12 protein-coding genes are annotated in these 16,900 nt (G+C 37.2%); 5 read left to right on the forward strand and 7 right to left on the reverse strand.

Features of this window, described 5'->3' with window-relative positions; all coding sequences use genetic code 11:
* Positions 1 to 41 precede the first annotated feature (41 nt).
* A complete protein-coding gene (locus HNP77_RS06090) occupies positions 42 to 737 on the forward strand; it encodes a tRNA1(Val) (adenine(37)-N6)-methyltransferase (RefSeq protein WP_184652287.1) in 696 nt (231 codons plus the stop codon).
* Positions 738 to 796: 59 nt separating this feature from the next.
* Positions 797 to 2,515 (forward strand): hypothetical protein, encoded by a 1,719-nt coding sequence (locus HNP77_RS06095; RefSeq protein ID WP_184652288.1) that lies wholly within the window; start codon positions 797 to 799, stop codon positions 2,513 to 2,515.
* Positions 2,516 to 2,712: 197 nt separating this feature from the next.
* On the opposite strand, the gene HNP77_RS06100 is transcribed toward HNP77_RS06095, so the two are convergent.
* The 4 genes from HNP77_RS06100 to pheT all read right to left on the reverse strand — a co-directional run bounded on the left by HNP77_RS06100 (position 2,713) and on the right by pheT (position 7,147).
* Complete coding sequence (locus tag HNP77_RS06100; protein WP_184652289.1) at positions 2,713 to 3,099, reverse strand: hypothetical protein; 387 nt, start codon at positions 3,097 to 3,099, stop codon at positions 2,713 to 2,715.
* Positions 3,092 to 3,673, reverse strand: a complete 582-nt coding sequence (lspA, locus tag HNP77_RS06105) for a signal peptidase II (RefSeq protein ID WP_184652290.1) — start codon at positions 3,671 to 3,673, stop codon at positions 3,092 to 3,094. Before lspA ends, HNP77_RS06100 begins: the two co-directional genes overlap by 8 nt.
* The gene (locus HNP77_RS06110) at positions 3,666 to 4,499 is read right to left on the reverse strand and encodes a hypothetical protein (RefSeq protein WP_184652291.1); all 834 of its coding nucleotides are present in this window, start codon (positions 4,497 to 4,499) and stop codon (positions 3,666 to 3,668) included. Before HNP77_RS06110 ends, lspA begins: the two co-directional genes overlap by 8 nt.
* 305 nt (positions 4,500 to 4,804) lie before the next feature.
* Entirely contained in the window at positions 4,805 to 7,147 is a 2,343-nt protein-coding gene (pheT, locus tag HNP77_RS06115) for a phenylalanine--tRNA ligase subunit beta (RefSeq protein ID WP_184652292.1), read from the reverse strand.
* A 144-nt stretch (positions 7,148 to 7,291) separates the two neighbouring features.
* Between pheT and ppdK the strand changes: the two genes are divergently transcribed.
* From ppdK to HNP77_RS06130, 3 genes are all read left to right on the forward strand, one after another.
* Entirely contained in the window at positions 7,292 to 10,240 is a 2,949-nt protein-coding gene (ppdK, locus tag HNP77_RS06120) for a pyruvate, phosphate dikinase (protein ID WP_184652293.1), read from the forward strand.
* A gap of 74 nt (positions 10,241 to 10,314) precedes the next feature.
* Positions 10,315 to 11,103 (forward strand): histidinol-phosphatase, encoded by a 789-nt coding sequence (locus HNP77_RS06125; RefSeq protein WP_184652294.1) that lies wholly within the window; start codon positions 10,315 to 10,317, stop codon positions 11,101 to 11,103.
* 43 nt (positions 11,104 to 11,146) lie between these two features.
* The gene (locus tag HNP77_RS06130) at positions 11,147 to 12,514 is read left to right on the forward strand and encodes a GntR family transcriptional regulator (RefSeq protein WP_184652295.1); all 1,368 of its coding nucleotides are present in this window, start codon (positions 11,147 to 11,149) and stop codon (positions 12,512 to 12,514) included.
* A gap of 4 nt (positions 12,515 to 12,518) precedes the next feature.
* On the opposite strand, the gene HNP77_RS06135 is transcribed toward HNP77_RS06130, so the two are convergent.
* The 3 genes from HNP77_RS06135 to HNP77_RS06145 form a co-directional block, all read right to left on the reverse strand.
* Positions 12,519 to 13,313 carry a hypothetical protein gene (locus tag HNP77_RS06135; protein ID WP_184652296.1) on the reverse strand — a complete coding sequence of 265 codons (795 nt, stop codon included), beginning with the start codon at positions 13,311 to 13,313 and terminating at the stop codon, positions 12,519 to 12,521.
* A gap of 77 nt (positions 13,314 to 13,390) precedes the next feature.
* On the reverse strand, positions 13,391 to 15,772 hold the full coding sequence (gene hrpB / locus HNP77_RS06140; RefSeq protein WP_184652297.1) for an ATP-dependent helicase HrpB: 2,382 nt from the start codon (positions 15,770 to 15,772) through the stop codon (positions 13,391 to 13,393).
* A 79-nt stretch (positions 15,773 to 15,851) separates the two neighbouring features.
* On the reverse strand, positions 15,852 to 16,895 hold the full coding sequence (locus tag HNP77_RS06145; protein ID WP_184652298.1) for a peptidylprolyl isomerase: 1,044 nt from the start codon (positions 16,893 to 16,895) through the stop codon (positions 15,852 to 15,854).
* Between the last annotated feature and the right edge of the window lie 5 nt (positions 16,896 to 16,900).

Here is a 16,900-nt window from a genome sequence, read left to right on the forward strand (position 1 = left end):
CCACTACCCAAAGAATACCACTTTTGTTTATAGTTTTAAACATGACATCTATTCAAACTGACAAACTGCCTGACTGCAACTTCAGTCTTATTCAGGATAAAAATCTTTTTTGCTATGGAACAGACGCACTTCTACTGGCAAAGTTCTGTCTGTCACCAGTAAACAGAATTCATGACAACGACATAACTGTTGATTTATGCACTGGCAACGGAATAATTCCAATTCTTCTTGCAGCAAAAACAAAAAGTAAAATCTATGGCATTGAACTTCAGAAAGAATCTTTTGATCTGGCTGAAAAAAACGTAGAACTAAATAATCTTCAAAATCAGATTACAATCTACAACGGAGATATATGCGAAATAGAAAAGTTTATCCCAAAAAACTCAGCAACAATTGTAACGGCAAATCCGCCATATATGAAATCTTCAAATTCAGGCATAAAAGAAAACAAGAACAACGCCCTTAACATAGCCCGGCATGAAATCAAATGCAAACTTACAGATGTAATAAAAGCAGCATCCGCATTATTAAATTCCACCGGAACCTTTTTTATGATTCACCGCCCGGAACGTTTAAGTGAAATATTTTCTGAATTAAAAAAATACAGCCTTGAACCAAAAAGAATGCAGCTTATTTATCCTTCCATAAATAAAAGCCCGACAATGGTTTTAATAGAATCTAAAAAAAATGCAAAACCTGGTCTTATAAACCTGCCACCTTACATAATGTATCCATAAAGGCTTAAAACCATGTTTCGTAGATGAAAATAACTTAAAAATATGATATACTGTTCATTATGAGTGACGAAATTGACCCAAGCATTGCAGCGCTTCTTTCAGAAACAGAAGACAGTCTGCCACAGCAAAAAGCTTTAAATCCTTCAGACGGTTTACTTTCTAATGTTGTAGAAGACAATTCTTTTGACCTTCAGCTTGAAAAACAAAAAGCCGCCCTTAAAAATCTTCAGGCTCAGGCTAAACCGGTTTCTACTGGACCAAAAAGCATTCACGAACCAGACCTTAACGTAAAACAATTTGCTCCTATTACAAAGTTCTTTGAAGACACGCCTTCTAAGGATTATGATGATCCGGCTTATTACAAAACCTGTTTAACCGGAGAAGGGCAGAGTTCTCAACGACTTCATCAGCTTCTGGCTAAATATCTTAACTGTACGGATAAAAAGGACCGTACAGTTTACCGTCAGCAGATGGTCACAGCTTACTGGGAATTTCTTAAAAATCTTGCCCCTAAAATGGCAAATCCGAATACTGCTAAATGTAAACATCTTGCCATGCGCTTTGGTGTTGTACTGCCATCACTTTTTGCACCAGAACACAAAGATTTTTTTTCCAGAGCAATTTATAAAAACACAACTAATGAACCAATCATGTACATGGATGAATGGATTTCAGAAATTGCTACAGGAAAATTCAAACCAAGTGCTACAGATGAAGTAAAAACTTCCTCAAGAGGCCCGGCTGCAGAACAGCAGCGAATCATGGCACTTAAAAGCAAAAACAGCGGTAAACTTCAGAGCGTAGAAAGCCTTGTAACAGTTAAAGAATCTGAACGACTCCAGCTCGAAATGGAAGTAAAAGACCGCGTCAGTGAATTATGCCGTCATCCGGAAATTCTCGGACTTGCACCACATACACAGCCTTATTCAGACAATCAGCGCCGTTTGTTTGCAGAAATCTCCCAGAGATTCCATGCACTTCAAAAAGTTGACCGTGAACTTACAAATTACATAAAAGAATATCAGGAAGCCAAATCTGTTGAGCAGACACTTGAAAGTAAATCATCAGAAATGGTTCAGGAAGTTAACGTCGGCCTTGAAGAAATTAACGGAGAAATGGGTACTATCCGTCAGATGGCCAAAATGACATGTGGACGTCAGGGTAACCAGTTCCCGGTATTTACAAGAGAATTCTTCCATTGCATGGATAAAAATACAGGTTTCAGGGAAAACGTAATCCGTGAACTTACATGGATTGAATCTATTGATCCGGAATGTTTCTGCCGTATTCATAAAAATATTCCTCATAGAATCGTTCCTTATGTTCTGCTGGTACCAACTTATGGAGATTCCGGATTCTGCTGGGAACCATTTGACCGCTATAACAGAATTACAAGCCGCGGACGTATCTGTATTCCAATGTATCCCCGCGACTTACGAACAGCCTGTCTTACAGCCGTAGCAGATTTACGCTGGCAGGTTGCAAAAGAAAAAGCCAGCTTTGACTGGATGACAGACGGACTTACAGGACATTACTATCAGTACCTTGAAGAACATAAAATGAAAGGTGATGTAAAGCAGTTCTTTATCGAAGACTACATTCTGTGGATGACAAAAGAATCTAACGGAACTCAGAAACTCGAAAAAGAAGTCCGTGGAATTTTCTGGCGTTACATGCCGTTCCCTCAGGCCCTTAAAGACGAACTTAAAAAACGCAGTCTTTGCTATCAGGAACTTTATCAGAGAGATATCAACCGCAGTATGTCAGACGGATATTGATATATTATTACAAACAAAACAGGGGATGACCAATAAGTTCAAAAAGTGTCATTTTCGGGTTCGACCCGAAAATCTATTTAATTACAATACAAGAGATTGCCGTGTCGAGCACGGCAATGACTCATACTGAACGCTACGCAACGAACTTTTTGGACAGCCCCTTTTATTTTAAACACAGTATTCTGTTTTATTGAAGATTAATCCCATTTTTCCCGTTCAGCAGCTTCCTCATCAGAAAGTTTTACAGAATCAGGCATATTAGTTTTTCTTGTAACAACAGGTTTTCCATTCTTATCGGTCTTTTTCCTTCCAAACCAGTTATCTTCAAATTTTTCATCCATGTTATAACGCTGAATAAGTTTTGTCGTAACTTTTGTATAAACAATGAAAGAAAGAACTATACCAAAAATCAGTCCGCCAAGAATGACATAAGCATAAACCTGAGAACCTTCCGGAACCTTAAAAACAAATCTTAAAGCTGCAGTTCCCAAAGAAATACTTGCAATAATAACAAGCAATGTAAAAATCAAATTCAGCGCCGTTGCAATAAGTACAAAAACTCCAGTATAAACTTTTTTATTCATCAGCCTTATCCTTTGATGCTTTTTTCTTTTTCATATCTTCAATAACCTGAAGTACAAAAGTTAAAATAAAGAGACAGCCGCAAATAACAACAGCCATATCTGCAACATTAAAAGTAGGCCATCTGCCGCTTGCTATCAGTTTTTTAGGAAACCAGCAGTCTATAAAATCAACAACACCTGCCGGTCTGAAAAACCTGTCTATAAGATTTCCAAGCCCGCCGCCAAGAATTCCACAGATACTCCAGCGCTGAAGCTTCGTAAATTCATTATTCCGGAAATAAATAACAAAAACAGCTGCTATTACAATCAGTACCATAACCTTAAACAGAATAACGCGGGCTGTATCAGAAAGTCCGGAACCAAGACTGAATGCAATTGCATTATTGCGGACATGAATCAACTGAATATAATCACCAGCCACAGGAATTTCACGTTCCTCAACAGGTGCTGTAAAATCTCCGTGCAGCGGAATATTTTTTACGACAATTGCTTTTGTAATCTGATCTGCTCCAATTACAAACAGACAAAGAATCAGCGGAAGAAGCTTTGTAATGATAAATGTTTTTTTACTCATGATAATAATATACTAATTTTTCTAAAGCGGTTGCAAGGTGACTGCTTATATAAAAACTTTTATCAGACGAAATATTCATAATTTTACAAATTACCGGATCAGTATTTTCAATAGGACCATATCCTGCCGTTTTATACGCTTCTACAGAAGATAAATCAAAAACAGTATCCCACGGCATAAGATATTTTTCATGCACAGCCTGCATAACGGAAGTTTCGTCATCAAAAACAAAATGCACAGTTTCTTCAACCGTCGGATTTACTATATCAAGAAGCACTGAACATTTAGTTATTCTATCAGATTCTTTTTCCTTACAAAGTTCAGCATACTTTTCAGGCTTGCGGAATTTTAAATATCTACTGAAAAACCTTCTATTAAATTTAAGATTATAAATTCCTGAAAAAAGTTTTTCACCTTTTAAACTGACTTCTGCGGCATATACAACAAAACCATCACGAGCAAGTTTATATAAAAACGGCTGATATATCTCAAGAGAAGAAGCTTCCGGAACAACAAACAGAATAAGATGATTTACATCAGAAGTTTTAACATATCCGTCTTTACCTTCCTGTATTTTCCATAGCCTTACATTTTTTTTATCAAATAATCCGTCTGCTTTCTTAAAAAAATAATTATCACACTGAGTATAAAATTCCTGTGTTTTTATTACAGAAAACTTTTCTTCCTTTACAATCGGTTCCCTGTAATAAATTACAAATACAAAAATAACGGCTGTTAATGCAAAATTCAGAAAGGATGAAAATATTGACAGAAACCCAAAGTTATCAATAACAAGTCCGGAATATAAACGCTGAAAAGCCCTCATATTCCACAATGCAGTAAAAAACGAAACTATAAGAATAATTAATCTTACGAAAGATAAACCAAAAGAAAGAATACTAAGAATAGAAATAAAAAAACAAACAATAGCAACAACTGAGAGTGTATCGTATTTTATTTTCCTGATAAAAAGAAACCTTATATTTACCAGCAGCAGTAAAAACAAGATTAATAACTCACTCAGCGTTTCATTTGTAAACATTATATTACCTGGAATTGAATTTAAAAATATACAAACAGGGCTGTTCATAATAAAACCTGTTTATCATGAACAGCCCTATTAAAATTTATTTATGATATTTCACCGTTAACGGTTTTTTCCATTACAATCGGCTGACCTGCGGCAACAAGATTTTTTCCTGCAGCCTGTGCATGCTTTTCTGTAATGCGGTAATCAATTTTACAGAAACGGTCAATATCTATCTTTGCAGGTTTTTCACATTCAGATTCACCTTCAAGAATAACCTGTGTTCCTGGTGCAGCCCATGGAGCAGTAAGAAGTTCTACCTTTTCTTTTCCATCTTCTTCATAATCTGCAGCAAGAAGCATACCGTGACTTTCTACACCCTTCATCTTACGTGGAGCAAGATTAGCTGCAATAATTACATTCTTACCAAGAATTTCTTCTTCTTTAAGATATGGACGAAGTCCACTCTGAATTATACGAGGTGTTCCGCTTCCATCATCCAAAGTTTCTATATAAAGCTTATCTCCCTGAGGATTAGTTTCAATCTTAGTAACTTTTGCAACAATAAGCTGAATGTATTTATTAAAATGTTCAACAGCAGCTTCTCCAGAAAGAACTTTATCAGCACTTTCTTCTTTTGCTTTTGCAGGAGCAGCAGGTGCAGCTTTAGCTTCTGTAGTTTTTACAGCAGCATGTTCCTTAGGCTCATTTGCCATAAGATATTCAAGATCAATTTCTCCGGCAACACAAGGAACAGTTACCTGCCAGTTTTCAAGAACCTGAGGATGTATTTCACCAAAGATTCCTGCCTGTTTTCCATTCACCATAATTCCAGCCTGACGACCAGGAATAAAGCGAGGGTCATTTGTTTCTACAACTTCATATTTATGATCAAGATAGTAGAGAAGTGTACTTACTTCACTTGCTGCATCATTGAAGTTTGCATTGTTTGCTGCAGTAAGGAATCCTAAAGACTGAATTGTTTTTGTTCCTGTATTTTCACTCGGTTCAATAAATGCAACTTTTCCAACTTCAAAAATCTTATGAGGATATACAGCATTTCCACTCTGAGCTTCAGCTTCAAAAAGAGAAGCAATAATTGAAGGACGAATGAACTGATAGTTTTCACTCATAGGATTTGCAATTTCAATTACATCTTTAGAATCAACATTCATATTATCAATGTATGATTTTTTTGATCCAAGATAATTGAAAATCATTTCCTGATAACCAAGACCGGACATAATGTTCTTTACTTTACGAGAATAAAGTGTAATAGGAAGAAGACGTCCGATTGTAAAATCAGAAGGTGCAACCGGTTCAAAATTATCAAGTCCATGTCCAATCATAACGTCTTCAATAACATCAACTTCATGAAGGAAGTCATTACGATACGGAGCCGGACTTACAGTAAATACAACATCACCGTCTTTCTCTGAAACAGAAATTTTATTTCCCATAAGTTCAAGAGCTTTTAAAACCTGTTCTTTAGAAAGATTAACACCAAGTTTTTTATTAATTGCAGACAGTCTGGCATCTGTTGTCTGCTGGAAATAATAAGGAGTTACAACATCCTTTCCAAAACCTGTTTCATATTCATGATGAACTTTTACAGGAAGAATTTTATAACCGGCATCATAAAAATCACATGCTACAATACTTGCTGCAAGCATAAGATTTTCCATATTATCACCGGTAAGTTCTACCATAAGTTCTGAATCACCAACTTCAATCTGTCCAAGAGTAGCACTGTTAATGATTGGTGCCATACTCATGATTTCTCCTGAATCATCTCTGAGAACCGGATACTTGTTAAAGTCTTTTAAAATCCATCCATAATCTTTTCCTTTCGGATGGTTTTCTACAATTTCACGAAGAGTCTGTTTTTTATCATCCTGAAGTGGAACAAAACTTACAGTATCAGGATCTGCTGCTTCATAATGAACCGGCCACTTCAAACCAGCTGCACGATAAACTCCCATTGAAAGAGACTTTCTCTTGCGTCCAAAATTCCATGCAAGTTTTTCCTGTGTCTGCATGATGTCTACAAGCATAGGATCATCAATCGGTTTTCCAGAAATAACAAATGCAACCATAAACGGACGAATGTCTTTGAGTGCAGGATCTACAACAGCATATCTGCTGCCAGTATCCTTAATGTTATCCTTGTAAGACATAAAGCTGGAATAATCAGAATGTGATGCACCTTCATGTTCACGAAGACATCTTGTAACTCCACCTGTAGACCACAGGTCAGGACGGTTTGTATCATTAAGTTCGATTTTAATTACACGTTTATCTGCCGGTTCAGATTCATCCGGCTTTTCATCAAGCTCTGCTTTTGCAAAAGTAAGTTTTTTTTCAAAAAGTTCTGTCTGTGTTTTCCAGTCGTATTTTGTTCCTAAAAGATTCCAGAATAATTTTTCATTAACTTCAATTTTTGGCATGATTTCCTCACAATATAAAGTAATTTATTTTAATAAAATTCACACCTATTGTCCATTGTTACAAATTCCCATCACAGGCAATTTCGTTGACGCTAAAATAAAATCGCTATATACTTAATTTTACATATATATATGGAGGACATAATGGCTAAGACCAAATATGTTTATTTCTTTGGTAATGGTGACGCAGAAGGAAATGAAACAATGCGTCCAATTCTCGGTGGTAAAGGCGCCAACCTTGCAGAAATGGCAAAAGCTCCTTTGAGCCTTCCAGTTCCACCAGGATTCACAATTTCTATTGACGTTTGTCAGGAATATTACAAGTTAGGCAGAAAGTATCCTGCTGGTCTCGATGCAGAAGTTGCAAAGTATCTTACTAAACTCGAGAAATCAATGGGAAAAAAGCTTGGCGATGAAAAGGATCCACTCCTTGTTTCAGTTCGCTCAGGTGCAGCAGAATCAATGCCTGGTATGATGGACACAATCCTCAACCTCGGTCTTAACGACAAGTCAGTTCTCGGACTTGCTGAAAAAACAGGAAACGCACGTTTTGCATGGGACGCTTACCGCCGCTTTATCCAGATGTACGGTAACGTTGCTATGGGTGTTGACCACGACAAATTTGAAGAAATCATTGATGAAGTAAAATCACATCGTGGAATTAAAGAAGATACAGATCTTACAACAGAAGAACTTCAGGAAATCGTTTCTAAGTACAAGGTAATGTACAAGAAAGAAAAGGGTGAAGACTTCCCACAGGATCCACAGAAACAGATGTGGGGTGCTATTGGTGCAGTATTCGGTTCTTGGATGAACCCACGCGCTATCACATACCGCAAACTCAACAACATTGATGAAAGAGTTATCAAGGGAACAGCCGTAACAGTTATGGCTATGGTATTCGGAAACAAGGGTGATACATCAGGAACTGGTGTATGTTTCTCTCGTGATCCTTCTACTGGTGAAAATGTATTCATGGGTGAATACCTTATGAATGCTCAGGGTGAAGACGTAGTTGCAGGTATCCGCACTCCACAGCACCTTTCACAGCTTGAAAAAACAAATCCAGCTATTTACAAGCAGCTCTGCACAATCCGTGCTCGTCTTGAAAAGCACTACAAGGATATGCAGGATATGGAATTTACTGTTGAAGAAGGCAAGCTTTACATGCTTCAGTGCCGCAACGGTAAACGCACTGGACCAGCAGCTGTTCGCATGGCAGTTGAAATGGTTGGTGAAAAACTCATTACAAAAGAACAGGCTCTTCTCCGCGTAAAGCCAGATCAGCTTGATCAGCTTCTCCACCCACAGTTTGAAGCAAAAGCTCTTAAAGCAGCTACTCCAATCGCAGAAGCTCTTAACGCTTCACCAGGTGCTGGTTGTGGACAGATTGTATTCACAGCAGAAGAAGCTGTTGAATGGAACAAAGCTGGTAAGAAAGTAATGCTCGTTCGCAAAGAAACATCACCTGATGACATTGCAGGTATGTACGTTGCTGAAGGTATCCTTACTTCTACTGGTGGACGTACTTCACATGCAGCAGTAGTTGCACGTGGTATGGGTACACCTTGTGTTTGTGGTTGTGCTGCAGTTGTATTCTCAGGAAAAGACGAAGTTACAATCGGTGGAAAAGTATTTAAGAAGGGTGATTCTATCTCTATCGACGGTTCAACAGGTAGAGTTTATGCAGGACTTATCCCTGTAGTTCCAGCTCAGATTTCCGGCGACCTTGAAACATTCCTTGGTTGGGCAGATGAAATCCGTGCTAAGTCAGTTCGCAAGACTGCTTCTGGAAAAACAGTTAAGGGATTCGGCGTTCTTGCAAATGCAGAACAGAACGAAGCTCCTATCGCTTTCCGCTTTGGTGCAGCAGGTATCGGTCTTTGCCGTACAGAACACATGTTCTTTGATGAACCAAAACTTACTTCATTCCAGAAGATGATTATTTCTGAAGATACAGCAGCTCGCAAAGAGAACCTTGCAAAGATTCTCCCACTTCAGGAAAAAGACTTCTACGGAATCATCAAGACAATGGAAGGACGTCCAGTTACTATCCGTCTTCTTGATCCACCTCTTAACGAATTTATCCAGGCTGCTACAGATGCAGAAGCTCAGGCTCTTGCTTCTAAACTTGGTGTAAATGTTGCAAAAATCAAGGCTAAGTTCGCTGAACTCAACGAACACAACCCAATGCTTGGACATCGTGGATGCCGTCTTGCAATCACATATCCAGAAATCTATGAAATGCAGGTTGAAGCTATTGCTCTTGCAACAGCTCGTGCAGAAAAAGACGGATGCAAATCTGATGTAAGAATCATGATTCCAAACGTTACTTCTGTTAACGAACTTAAACAGATTCGTGCTCAGGCAGAAGCTGTTATTGCAAAAGTAAACAAGGAAAAGAATACAAACCTCAAGTTCCAGATTGGTTCTATGATCGAGTTCCCACGTGCAGCTTGTTCAGCAGATCAGATTGCACAGTATGCAGACTTCTTCTCATTCGGAACAAACGACCTTACACAGACAACATTCGGTTTCAGCCGTGATGACTATGGTAAGTTCATCGATGCATACCTTGACCAGCACGTTCTTGATGTTGATCCATTCAAGACTCTTGATGCAGATGGTCCAGGAGCTCTTATGGAAATCGCAGAAGCTAAGGGACGCTCAGTTAAGTCTGAACTTCACCTTGGTATTTGTGGTGAACATGGTGGAGATCCAGCTTCTATCGCACTCTGCTACAAGATTGGTCTTAACTATGTATCTTGTTCACCATTCCGTGTACCAGCTGCTCGTCTTGCAGGTGCACAGGCTGTTATCAAAGCTGCTGCTGCTGCAAAAGCTGCAAAAAAACCAGCTGCTGCAAAAGCAACTGCAAAAAAAGCTCCAGCAAAGAAAGCTGCTGCTAAAAAAGAAACTGTAGCTAAAAAACCAGCTGCAAAAAAAGCAACAGCTAAAAAAGCTCCAGCTAAAAAACCAGCTGCAAAAGCAACTGCAAAGAAAGCTCCAGCTAAAAAAGCAACAGCTAAAAAAGCTCCAGCAAAGAAACCAGCTGCAAAAAAAGCTCCAGCTAAAAAAACAACAAAGAAATAATTTTCTTTAATGTAATTTGCTGAAATAAGGGCTGCATGATTTATCATGTGGCCCTTTTTGTTTATAATATTATTATGATTTCCATTCCAAATTTTCACACACATACAAAACTCTGCAAACACGCAGAAGGCCTTCCAATAAATTATGTAATTCAGGCAAATAAAGAAGGGTGCTCCGCTTTAGGATTCAGTGATCATTGTCCTTATCCGGAATCCTTTTATGATTACTGGCCACACATCAGAATGAATGTCAATGAAGTCCCTGTTTATTTTCAGTGGATAAAAGAAGCTGAACAGCAGGCACAGTTTCCAGTCTATAAAGGATTTGAATGTGAATGGGATAAAAATATTTCATCCTGGTATTCAGAAACATTAAAAGATAAATATAAAACAGATTATTTGATTCTCGGTTCACATTGGGTTACAGACGGAAAATCTCACATTTACGCTCCAGAAATTTCTACCCCACAGCTCTTAAACAAATACATAGATCAGACAATTGAAGCAATGAACAGCCGTAACTTTGCTTTCGTTGCACATCCGGATTTATTCCTCGCGCACAATACAGAATGGACAGAACAGACAAAAGCCTGCTCAAAAGCACTAATAGCAGCTGCAAAAGATTTAAATATTCCTTTGGAAATTAACGGATTAGGAACAGCAAGACAGCCAAACAATACTTCCCGGGGAATGAGATATCAGTATCCTGTAATTGAATTTTGGGAACTGGCCGCTCAGGAAGGAATAAAAGTTATTTGTAACGCAGATGCTCATGCTCCTCAAGATGTAATATTCAATGCCTGGAAAGCCAGAGATTTTGCCTCACGTTTTAATTTTAAACCCATAGAAAATTTGCAAATTTAGAATTCTAACTTTATAATTAAAGTATTAAAAATGGAGATTTTCCTTGAGGCTCGATTCTTTTGTCCTTGATAAAGACAGTAAAATAAAACTCTACCGTCAGCTTTACAATTCAATTGTAGAAGCAATAGAAGATAATTCTCTCAAATCAGGATCAAAACTCCCTTCCATACGCGAACTTGCAGATTCAATTTCTGCAAGTAAAAATACTGTTACAAAAGCCTATGATCTTCTGGAAAAAGATGGTTATATTTTTTCCATACCAAAAAGCGGTTATTATACAAAAAATCCAAATGAAGATTCAGAAACCCTAAAAGCAAAAAAAGACTCGGAAGAAATCATTCCAACCGTAGATTCTATCTGCAGGGATTATTCCTCAGGAGATGTCTTTGATGCAAATACCCTGTTAGATAATACAAAAAATAATACGATTATTTTGAAAAATGCCTTTTCAAATCAAAGATCAACTGAATCAGAAATAAAAGCCTCTTCATTTAAAACCGTTGATACTAAAACTGTAATTCTTTCTTCCGGTGATACCTATACATTAGAACAGCGAACAAATAATGCAGAAGCCCTTGATACATCTCTTGTTGAATCCTTAAAATCCGTTCTCAAAGGAGACAGAGCCAGGCTTAATACTTTCAGCGATCCCTTTGGAGACGAAAGTCTTCGCATAAGTTTTTCTACTTTCCTTTATGAAGAAACTCATATCGATGCAAATCCATCAGATTTAATTATTGATTCAGGAATTCAAAATCAATTACGCAATATTCTTTCTTTACCGGAAATTATCAGAATTAAAGAAAAATATTCTTCACTGCAGAGAGGGCAGGGACTTTTAAAAGCAGCAGAAGAGATTCAATATCCCGAACAAAAACAAAAACCCTCTATCTTATATGCGATAAATCCTGGTGAAGATATTAAAGCAATATTTACACTTGCAGGATTTGAATGTTACGAAAGTGATACGGTTTTTAAAGAAAACGGACTTTCAGATCTTGAACAGCACAATGTTGTTATAGCCTTTGTTTCTCCTTTAGACATAATCGGTCGTCCAGAAAAAGAAATTGAAAACGGATACAAAAACTTTGGTTCCTGGCTTACTAATCATGAACACATTATGATTGAACACGATTCTTCAATTTTAAAATCTGACAGAAGATATACATATCCGACATTCAGAGCTAAAAGTTGTGAAAACCAGATTATATTCATTAAAACACTGGACTTTATTCTTTCAAAAGGACTTAACGCAAGCTGTACTGTATTACCAAAAAATCTTGCAGAAGAATATAAATCCGTTTACAGGCATTTTGGTTGTGCGCTGCCTTTAATAAATCAACTGACGCTTTCTGATTTTATAATGACCGGAAAATTCAGTTCCTACTTAAAAAATCTGAAAAATCTTTAAATACTTAACAGCCAAATATTTCCTTACGATGTTTCCAGCCTAACTCCTTCAAACACCTTTGTAACTCTTCAAAACTAACGTTCGTTTTTCCACAACTATCTTTTAAATCTATCAAAAACCTGTTCATAGAAAAATGCTGGTACACATACACTTCCGACCATTCTTTTATCATGCTCTTTTTATCCAGATCTATATAAGCATCTTTCAATACCTGTTTATAATCAAGAAATATTCCTTTTTCCTTCAACTCTGAATACCCTACAAGCCACAAACTAACGTTAATTTCATCACTATTATCCCGATTTTCCAGCAAACCTTTATGAAGACCTGCCGTTAACTCTGCCATTTTACACTGAGAAACTAACAGCAAGTCAGCAATTTCCTTACTACCGTTCTTTTTTAAAAACTTAAGATGAGTTGTTTTAGCAGTATGTACCGGAGTTTTATTTGTGATCACAACATTTTTCCTGAAATCAATTTTGAACTCCGGATTACGCCTGAAAAATCCTTCGGCAATTCTTCCACTTTGACCTACCAGATACTTATTATTAATTAACAACTGCTCTTCCTTTCCAGGATTGTCTCCTACAACAATCAGACTAATCCTGTCATCAGGAGTTATTTCATCATATTGTGTGTTATAAACAACACTTGTTTCAAGAGGGTAGGGAGGAGTATCCTTTTGAGCTGCTTCTATCTGCAATGGCCGTAATTCACCTGCAAGTTTGCTCCATTCAATACAATTTTTCTTGTACTCATTCCTAAAATATTCAAACACTTCCCACTGCTTTTTATTCATATTAACCTCTAGTTTTCCACAATTTTACCTAACTTATACACAAGTTATCTACAAAAAGTGTAAAGTTTTCCACAGTTTTATTCACAGATTTGTCTATAATCCCAGTTATGCTTCGGATAACGTCCTTTCATTTCTGAACATATTTCCGGCCAGGTATTTTTCCAAAATCCTTCCAGGTCACTGGTTATCTGAAGGGGTCTTCGTGCAGGAGACAGAAGCTTCATCAAAACAGGTCGGTTCATAATCTTAGGAGTAGAAAAACATCCAAATGCCTGCTGAATTATAATTTCCAGCACAGGAATTATTTTATCCTTTTGAATTTCATATATAAGCTTACGTTTTTTTCCGTTTTCAAGAACTATTTCTTCCGGAGCCTGTTTATCAATTAAATTTCCTTCAAGATACCAGTATAAAGCATCATAAATAAGGTGTTCATCCACCTCCACCCGGGAAGCCATAAACGGAATTAGCCATTCTTCAACAGAAACAGGCAGGTTTTCATATTTTTCCTGAATTTTCTGCCATTCTGTACCCTTATTCTCACAATAAAACTGTACCCTTTGTAAAAAGGATGAACATTTTACGCTGACAGGCAAACATTTTATTCCTTTTTCTGCAATATATTCCTTAATTGCCTTACAATACACATCTGGCGTTACATTAATTTTCTTTTCTTTTAAAACGAGTTTTCCAAAACAGGTCTGTTCTGTAACCTTTAATTTGCAACTGTCACCATAAAATTCACTTACAAGCCTTGCTTCTGCCTTTGCTTCCATAAATTCAGATGCAGCCTGACTATCAATATTCTCATATTCATAAATAATGGCAGAATTACTACCTGCATCAGCATCTAACACAACAATATAAGAACCTGCATTTTCTACATTTAATATAGCCTTTCTACCTGTCACCAGCTGATAACTTCCGTCATCAAGTTTTCTAGCCAACCGGTCCGGATATCCACATAAAAGAGCATAGGTTGTGGAAAATTGTGGAAAAACCTGTGGAAAACACATCCTTAAATCTGTATCTGAATAAAACTTCTGTACCCCTTTTTTCAAGTAAAACCCTGTTTTTTCAAGGCTTTTTCCACTCTCAAATCTGGCTATAACATTATTAAGTGCATATTCTGTGGATAATTCCAGTTTATTGTGGAAAAGTCCACTTAAAGCAACACAGGCAACTCTTATACCAACACCCAGAGAAAGACAGGCTTCTCCTAAAGGGGTTATTTTATTATCTTTCAGGCATCCTAATAAACTAAGAAATTCTTCTGCCTGTTTCCAGGAGGCAACGCCGGGACAATCCAGCCATTTTAATTTTTCCGGAGCTTTTGCGCCCCATTTATAACACTCAAGTACTACAGATGCCAGATCACTATGCAGTATTTCAGGGGGTACAGATTTTATAAGAGCTTCATTCTGTCCCCATAAACGCACACATTTTCCAGAAGAAATACGACCGGCTCTTCCAGCCCTCTGTGCGGCATTAAATTCACTTTCCCTTCTGGTTTCCAGATGATTCATGCCGGTAGAAAGATTAAATATGTTCATCCTGCAATATCCGCTGTCTATAACACAGACAACATCTTTTACTGTTACAGAAGTTTCTGCGATGGAACTGCTTAATATAATACGAATTCCATCATCACACACATCAGAAAGAACTTTTTTTTGCTCTGCTAATGAAACAGAACTATGGAGAATCTGTATATTTAACTTAGAATTATTTTCTTTCAATAAAGACTCTACTCTTCGTATCTCTTTTATTCCAGGTAAAAACACAAGTATGGATCCATGTTTTGAAGCAGATATAAGAGAATATACTTCGTTTTCCACAGCTTTTTCCACAGAATGTTCACAGTCATAAATAATTTCTACAGGATACTGCCTGCCTGGGATTTGAAGTAAGGGTACAGTTTCGGTATCATCTGTACCCTTAAAATACTCCTGAAGCTGTTCTGCATCCAGAGTTGCAGACATTATTACAAGATACAGATCATCCCTGATTTCCATTACTTCTCTTAAAAGAGCCAGAGCAAGATCTGCATGTATACTTCTTTCATGGAATTCATCTATAACGACAACATTTACTCCTTCCAGCAAAGAATCCGATTGAATTCTTTTTGTAAGAACGGCATCTGTCATTACGGTAAATCTGGTTTTTGAAGACGTTTTATTCTCCAAATGAACACAGTATCCACAAGTTTGACCTGTCTCTTCTCGTAATAAACCAGATACCCTGTCCGCTATATTATATGCTGCCACACGGCGAGGTTCGAGCATTAAAATATTACCCTGAAAATTCTTAAGCAGGGCAAATGGAACAGCAGTAGATTTTCCTGCAGCAGTTGCGGCTGTCAAAATAAGAGCATGAGTTTTACTTTTCTTTAATTTCTCACAAATTTCATCTAAAAAAGGGTAGACTGGAAGTTTTTTTATTTCTTCAGGATATTCCATATTCATATTTTATAAATGAATCATAAAAAAAAGGGAATGCCCGTATAAGACATTCCCTCAATTTAAAGTCTGACTTTAATTATTTTATATCTACAAGTTCAATATCAAAAGCAAGGAAAGAATTACCAGGAATTGCACCAGGTATTCCTCTTTCTCCATAAGCCATATCAGGAGGAAGTACTACAGTACGAACTTCTCCCTTTTTCATGTCCTGAACCATAATATCAAATCCAGGAATCATCATTCCTACATCTGTCTTAAAATCAAGAGCTTCATGTCCACCCTTTACCATTTTTGCAGAACCATCAAAAACCTGGCCATTTACAAAATATCCCTTGTATTCTGTAGTTACATTCTTTTTAGAACCACATTTTGAACCAGTTCCTTCTTTTGTAATCTTGTAATAAATTCCATTTGAATCCTGCTGAAATCCAGGGAAATTCTTTTCTACTTCTGCAATTTTAGATTTAAGAGCAGCACGTTTTGCTTCCAAAGCCTTCTCCTTAGCTTCTTTTGCAAGACGATCAAAATCTGCCTGTGTTGCTGTAAACTTTTCTGCATCTGCACCAAGGCGATAAATCTTTACAGACTTTATTTTATCTCCCTGTGCAATTCTATTTACAACTTTCTGACTGTCATCATCAACGATATGTCCAAAAATAGTATGCTTACCATTCAACCAGGAAGTTTCAACATGTGTAATAAAGAACTGGCTTCCGTTTGTTCCAGGACCTGCATTTGCCATAGCAAGAATTCCGGCTCCAGTAAATTTAAGATCATCTACAATTTCATCTGCAAACTGATATCCAGGACCACCGGTTCCGTTTCCTTTAGGATCTCCACCCTGAATCATAAAGTCTGCTATTACACGATGAAACTTAAGACCATCATAAAAAGGCTTTCCATTAGCAGCCTTAAGGGTTCCTTCTGCAAGACCAACAAAATTTGTTACTGTAAGAGGTGTTTTTTTGTAATACAGTTCAAGAGCAATTTCTCCCTTGTCTGTATCCATAATTGCAAATACACCTGTTTTTCCTTTAAGAAGATCTTCTTTCATACTTTTACATACTCCTGTAGAAATAATTGCACTACACATAAATAATGCAGCAAGTAATCTTTTCATTTTTT

It is taken from the genome of Treponema rectale (assembly GCF_014202035.1).
GTDB classification, from domain to species: Bacteria; Spirochaetota; Spirochaetia; order Treponematales; family Treponemataceae; genus Treponema_D; species Treponema_D rectale.

Bases quoted from the DNA above. Each gene is read 5' to 3' on its own strand.
- HNP77_RS06090 (WP_184652287.1), top strand. From the start codon at position 42: ATGACATCTATTCAAACTGACAAACTGCCTGACTGCAACTTCAGTCTT.
- HNP77_RS06095 (WP_184652288.1), top strand. From the start codon at position 797: ATGAGTGACGAAATTGACCCAAGCATTGCAGCGCTTCTTTCAGAAACA.
- HNP77_RS06100 (WP_184652289.1), bottom strand. From the start codon at position 3,099: ATGAATAAAAAAGTTTATACTGGAGTTTTTGTACTTATTGCAACGGCG.
- lspA (WP_184652290.1), bottom strand. From the start codon at position 3,673: ATGAGTAAAAAAACATTTATCATTACAAAGCTTCTTCCGCTGATTCTT.
- HNP77_RS06110 (WP_184652291.1), bottom strand. From the start codon at position 4,499: ATGAGGGCTTTTCAGCGTTTATATTCCGGACTTGTTATTGATAACTTT.
- pheT (WP_184652292.1), bottom strand. From the start codon at position 7,147: ATGCCAAAAATTGAAGTTAATGAAAAATTATTCTGGAATCTTTTAGGA.
- ppdK (WP_184652293.1), top strand. From the start codon at position 7,292: ATGGCTAAGACCAAATATGTTTATTTCTTTGGTAATGGTGACGCAGAA.
- HNP77_RS06125 (WP_184652294.1), top strand. From the start codon at position 10,315: ATGATTTCCATTCCAAATTTTCACACACATACAAAACTCTGCAAACAC.
- HNP77_RS06135 (WP_184652296.1), bottom strand. From the start codon at position 13,313: ATGAATAAAAAGCAGTGGGAAGTGTTTGAATATTTTAGGAATGAGTAC.
- hrpB (WP_184652297.1), bottom strand. From the start codon at position 15,772: ATGGAATATCCTGAAGAAATAAAAAAACTTCCAGTCTACCCTTTTTTA.
- HNP77_RS06145 (WP_184652298.1), bottom strand. From the start codon at position 16,895: ATGAAAAGATTACTTGCTGCATTATTTATGTGTAGTGCAATTATTTCT.